Annotated in this window: 5 protein-coding genes; 4 read left to right on the forward strand and 1 reads right to left on the reverse strand. The window is 45.2% G+C overall.

Going from position 1 to position 6,013, the window contains the following annotated elements:
• Positions 1-67 precede the first annotated feature (67 nt).
• On the reverse strand, positions 68-1,510 hold the full coding sequence (locus tag F4Y39_17450; protein ID MYC15511.1) for a hypothetical protein: 1,443 nt from the start codon (positions 1,508-1,510) through the stop codon (positions 68-70).
• A 112-nt stretch (positions 1,511-1,622) separates the two neighbouring features.
• Between F4Y39_17450 and F4Y39_17455 the strand changes: the two genes are divergently transcribed.
• The 4 genes from F4Y39_17455 to F4Y39_17470 all read left to right on the forward strand — a co-directional run bounded on the left by F4Y39_17455 (position 1,623) and on the right by F4Y39_17470 (position 5,987).
• Entirely contained in the window at positions 1,623-1,910 is a 288-nt protein-coding gene (locus F4Y39_17455; GenBank protein ID MYC15512.1) for a putative addiction module antidote protein, read from the forward strand.
• Between the two features lie 309 nt (positions 1,911-2,219).
• A complete protein-coding gene (locus tag F4Y39_17460) occupies positions 2,220-2,456 on the forward strand; it encodes a hypothetical protein (GenBank protein ID MYC15513.1) in 237 nt (78 codons plus the stop codon).
• A gap of 136 nt (positions 2,457-2,592) precedes the next feature.
• Complete coding sequence (locus tag F4Y39_17465; GenBank protein MYC15514.1) at positions 2,593-4,923, forward strand: hypothetical protein; 2,331 nt, start codon at positions 2,593-2,595, stop codon at positions 4,921-4,923.
• Complete coding sequence (locus tag F4Y39_17470) at positions 4,923-5,987, forward strand: hypothetical protein (GenBank protein MYC15515.1); 1,065 nt, start codon at positions 4,923-4,925, stop codon at positions 5,985-5,987. The genes F4Y39_17465 and F4Y39_17470 overlap by 1 nt, the downstream gene beginning before the upstream one ends.
• Positions 5,988-6,013 lie beyond the last annotated feature (26 nt).

The following is a 6,013-nucleotide window of genomic DNA, read 5'->3' on the forward strand; positions in this document are numbered from 1 at the left end:
TGGATGGTGTTGAACCAGCATTTATTGCACGTAAGTTCTTCATTGACGCTGTCCGGACGCTGGAGCATCACTTGTCCTGCTGGTACTTAGCCTCTATATAAGTTCGCGTTTCAGGTTGCAGACAACGCATCACGTCTGCCCACTGAACTGGCGTGTCGCGCTTGAGCAGGCTCGCGAGAGTACGGCAGGCCAGGTCGCGTCCATCCTCAAGCTCTTTATAGAGTAAATCCCGATAGAGCAAATCCCGCGCAGGCGTTGACTTCTTCGAGTGTACGATATTTGATCGTACTTTATAGAAGTGCTTCGCCTGATCGTATATCCGCTTTTGTTCCTCGGCATTTTCTCCAATTAATCCCGCAGCGCGTAGCGCGAGCTTGCGGCCCGTACCTCCATAAAATACTTCCAGCGCGATGGCAACGTCTATAATGCGGTCTTCCTCACCGAACTGTCCACCTGGACGAGAGAAGGAACCGGCTAACCGACGAATCGCAAGGTTCATGGCGTCCAATTTGCCCGCATATGCGCCCCAGCCGCGAGATAGTGCTACGAATGTATCTACGTCATCCTTTGACAGGTCGCGGCCTTTCGGCCACACGTCGGACATGAAGCCCTCGGAGACCCGAGTGCCAAAGGCGTCATAGTAAGGAGTGATTTCTTTTGTCCATTTGGGTAGGCGGACATAAAGAGTGCGGGAAAGCAATGGGACCCGCGCGGCGATTGAAAGCAGATCGACGAGTAGTTTGCTGTCGTTGAACCAACGCTCAAGATTGATCTGGTAGTTAGTCGGAAAACGGTAAGAGATTTGCCCTTGGGGAAGGCCGGGACCATCGTCTGACGGCGCAACACAGGGTCCATAGCGGAGGCTGCGTACAATCACAGCCGCATTTGGATAACTCGACTTTGGCCACGGCTCAGGTTCTTCGGGAAGGTCGAACTCGCTCCTGGCGTACTCGTACGGGGCGATGTAAGCTCCATTGCCAAGATCGATACGTCTCTTCACAACCAGTCCGTGGAAGACTGTGATCTCGTGCGCTGGCACGCTCGCATTTGCTCCAGCACTCAGGAAGCGATGCAGGCGTCGAGCAGCCTCTGCACCGCCTTCCTTCACGGAGAGTTTTGCGAGATGCGACACGAGCGATGTCAGACTTAAGCCGAAGCTGTTGTTGAGAATACTGAATTGGAACCCTTCATCCTTGCCTAAGCCATTTAGTCCCGACTTTATCAGAGGGTGTTCCCGCAGGATAGCTCTCGCTTCGGTAGGGTCTGTTTTAACCTGGAGGCGCGATTTATTGAACTGGCGCGAGGCTACCGGATCGTGTTTCGCTCGTGCTGCGAGATCTCGGTATCCACGATGTAGAGCTGAATAAAACTCGTGGGTTGGGATTGGGCCGGATCGCATTATCTCAGGTGGAAGTGGAAAGTTTAAGGGTCGGGCATTTGCCGCGACGGTTTCCAAAGCGGCAGCCAGGCGTGCGATCCAGTCTGCTTCGTTGAAGTGTGGGTGTGCCAACGTATCCTCCTTGTCTTTCAAACTCCTTGTTTTTTGTATCCTATAAGATACATTTAATAGATGATAGAAATTCGGCAGACATTGGCGCGCAATTTATGAGGAGGAGATAATTATGGCAAAAACGAAAACTCATCCCTGGAATGCTGCGACCCATCTGAAGACCAAAGAAGATATTGCCGCGTATCTCGAGGCCGTGTTTGAGGATGGCGATCCCACTTTAATCACTGCTGCCTTAGGCGATATCGCCTGTGCCAAAGGTATGACACAAATTGCCCGTGAAACAGGTCTCGGACGCACAAGCCTTTACAAAGCATTATCACCTGAAGGCAATCCGGGTTTTGCTACGGTGCTCAAGGTTATACACGCATTGGGCTTTCGGTTGCACGCGATACCTATTTGATCACTTATAAGTCCATACCTCGGCCTCGTTGTGATCGCAAAAGCGTATCCCATTGCACCACCATTCCCGAGTTTCCAAAATACAGACAAAAACACGAATTATACCACCGCTGAAGCTCAGGATAGGAGTTGCTTTTTAGGCCAAATTCTGATATATTCTTTCCACCTTTCCCCTACCCTCCGGGTTCCTCGCTCTGTCCCGGTGCTGTGCTTCACAGCTCTCCCCTGCTGAACTGAGACTCCCCTTTTCTACATCCGACCCGTGAAGGGATTTCTACCTGAAATCAGGTTATTGCCCTCCGGTTATACGATGGGGCATTTTTGTGTTTATAAAAGAAACCCTCGGAAACTGTTGGAAGGAATTGAGGAAGTGGAAATAAAAAAAGAAAATGATGTGATTACAATTATGGCGACGGGACAGAGGTATTCCTACAGTCGTCGTACACAACTTGATCTTATTTGGAACTTGGGAGAAAATCCAGTGGAATGTAGTATTTTAGATGCTTCTGAACAGCATGACAAATATTTGTATGGAACATCTTCATGAACCCAAAAATATTCTTTCTTGATACAGGTTATTTCATTGCTCTTGAAGTTTCTAACGACAAAAATCATACACACAAAAAATTATTGGCGAAATCTTTAATAATAGTGCTACGCCATTCGGTTGCCGGAGGTTGTAAATGATGCCTTCCCATTCTCAGGACCAAATTTTAAATATTGTGCCTATTACATTCGACAGAGAAGAAATCGAAATTGGGCGCTTGCCTAATATGGAGAAGGGGGAGTATGCAAAACTTAGACATGACCATTGGAGAACTCATGTCTTTCGCTTTGATCCTCGTACCCAAGAAATTCTCAATGTAGCTCTAGTTCCAAATATTGATCCTCTGGGCACAAAGGATACAGTGATAATCGACAATCATCTACTGCTCCTCGCAAGAGCAGTCCAACATCAAATAATGGTTTGGATTGCGCATAGGAGACCTATTCTGAGCGGCGGTAAGAAACTCATTTTTTGGGGGCAGAAGGAGAACGCATATCTCTTGCACCAGGCAGTTTTGAAGGTCGGTGAAGAGCCTGATAGAAGACTTGATGTGGTTCTTCGTTATGAGATTGACTGTCGAATGCTTCAGTATGATGAAAACAAATACTACATTGGTTTGGTTTTAGACGTGGCCACATCAAACATTATTGATATACCAGTCTCAGAACTACAGGAAGATGGATTGGATATAAGGAGGCGGTATGTCTGTAGCCGTCAGCAGCCTGATATAGACTATTTACATCCACGACTTGAATTGCTGGGGAGAGTAGGCGGCATTGATGGCAATACTTTATTCCTAACAGACAGTGAGGGCGATATACGCATCCAGGCGCAGAAGGCCTTCTTAGAACCAAGGCTTGAAAACCTCAATGATGTTGTTCAACTTTACTATGGCAACAAAGCCCGGCGCATTCTCTTGGAGTTAGAAAATATCAGAAAACCTGTGGGCACTGCCTTGGGCAAACTTGCTCACTTGCAGGAGACATTGAAAGGAATTAAACGACACAATTTTACCATCAATAATGAGGTAAAAATATCTTTTGGAGATTTGCTTAACCCGAGTGACGGAAAATATCCATCCCAAATAACCACGAAAAGACCACCACTTCTATTCGGAGCTCAAGGAAGAAATATCCAAGCAAATCCTGATAGTGGTATCAAGATGTATGGCCCATATATGTTTACCCAACACACAAGAAATTCACCTCTTATCGCTGTTGTTTGCGAATCAAGTTATAAAGGAAGGGTTGATCAATTTCTGCAGATGCTTCGTGTAGGTTTTCCAGATGCATACTGGCAGGATAAAAAGAAGGAAAATCCGTTTCGAGGTGGGTTATTGGGGAAATACAGATTATCGAGTTTGAGATTTGAATTTGAAGAATGTCAGACCCCAACGCCACAAGAATACCGTAATGCGGCCAGACGATTGTTAAATAGGCTACCTGATCTTCCCGATCTGGCAATTGTCCAAATAAGGGAAGATTTCATCCATCAATTCGGCGATATGAACCCCTACTTCGTGAGCAAATCTGAATTTATGGGAGCAGGTGTCCCAGTACAGGCATTTAGAATTGAAAAGATAGACCCTCCTGAACGCAACCTTCCTTATCTTTTGAATAATATCTGTTTGGCTTCATACGCCAAACTTGATGGAACGCCGTGGGTTATGTCAATGCGAGATCCGGATTCACACGAATTGGTTATTGGTATCGGTTCATCTGCCGTCGGGTTTGGTCGCAGAGGTCACAGGACACAATATGTGGGGATGACAAGTGTCTTTCAAGGAGATGGCAGGTATCTCGTGTGGGGACAGACCCGCGAAGTTGAGTTTAGGAACTACCCTCAAGCATTACTCGAAAGCCTGCAAAGAACGGTGAGTTATGTAGAACAACAACAAGCCTGGGTAAAAGGTGACAAGATTAGAATCATCTGCCATGTTTATAAGAGATTGCGTGACTGCGAAGTTGAGGCTATCAAGAAGCTTGTTGATAGCTTAACTGATAACAAATATCAAGCTGAATATGCGTTTTTAGATATTTCTTGGCATCATCCCTACCAGATTTTCGCCCCAAATGAACAGGGTGCTAATTATTGGACAAAGAGAAAGTCGTCAAAAAAAGGAAAGGGAGTGCCCCAGAGAGGCCTCTGTCTACAACTTGAAAGACGGCGTGGATTACTTCAACTAACCGGACCAACAGATCTTAAGACAGCAGATCAAGGTTTACCCAAACCACTGCTAGTGGAATTACATCCCGATTCGGATTTTGATGATATGACATATCTGCTCAGACAGATATTCCACTTTACATATTTGTCTTGGAGAAGCTTTTTTCCTGGAAGCGAACCTGTTACTATCGGCTATTCTCGACTGATTGCCAGATTGCTTGGCAATCTTAAGGAAGTTGCAGGATGGGATAGCACAGTTTTGGCCGTTGGAGCATTACGTGACCGACGGTGGTTTCTATAATGGAACAAGAAATATTATCAACAAAGCGGGATCGTCTGCTACGCGTAATTGAAGATTCATTTCAGCAATGTACGCCTCATTCAGCAGCTTTTGTCCTACGCATTCTTCCCGAAATAGACAGGCAGCTTGATCTAAGCACCATTGCAAATGAATCAACTTTAGGACATTATCCTCAAATTGCAACTCTGGGCTTTTCAATCGGATCAGGGAATAAATATTACACTGAAAATTTTCTTGACGGTCTCAACCGCCTACAGCGAAGGACAGAGCCGGGTTTACAAGATTTCGCGTCCGATGACATAGCTATCCTTGGGGTTGCTGACGGATTGAGGCACCTCGAAGATACAGAAACAACTAAAGAATTAAAGAAATGGCTTCTTGAGATTGTCAATATATCTCAATCTACTAAGGACTGGTCGTATCGAATGAGGGCACTTGCCGGAGACCTGCTTGATACTACGGGCAGGCTAAAAACTGATCCAGATTTTGACACTTGTGGATTTGCTTTGGAAGAAACACTACGTACAATATGGCCAGATCAGTATAGTCAAATTCCTGAGCCTGCCAGAGATACGAGACGGAAGTTTTTCAAGGATTTGCTTACGCAAGATCCGTCACAAGCTGAAGACATTGAGATGGCTACAATTTGGTTTAAAGCCATTGATGTGATATGTGATAAGGCAGTTGAGAAAATTTTGACGGAAGAAGATAACGCAGCTATCGAACTGTTAGGAAAAATTAAAAGCAACATCGACAGAAATGCTCATCGGACTGCGAAAAGATGCCTGTTGTACTTCCTTAGTTTCTTTGTGCTTGTCTTCCTTATTCATGTAGGGTTGATTTTTCATTTTGGGTGGGAGACAATGGAATCGTGGACATGGGGCGTTGAGGGGGTAATAATCATCGTTGGATATTTTTATTATGCGATAACATTGAGTGACCCGAATCCCGTAAATATTTTTGATAAACTTGCATCTCGGGAACAAAGAACGATGTATGAAAGATTGGGATTTGATACAAAAAAATTCGAGCAACTTCGCCAACATCATAATAATTCAAAATGAGATTGTGTAATGGTCAATTTTAAGAA

The organism is Gemmatimonadota bacterium, assembly GCA_009838845.1.
GTDB lineage: Bacteria > Latescibacterota > UBA2968 > UBA2968 > UBA2968 > VXRD01.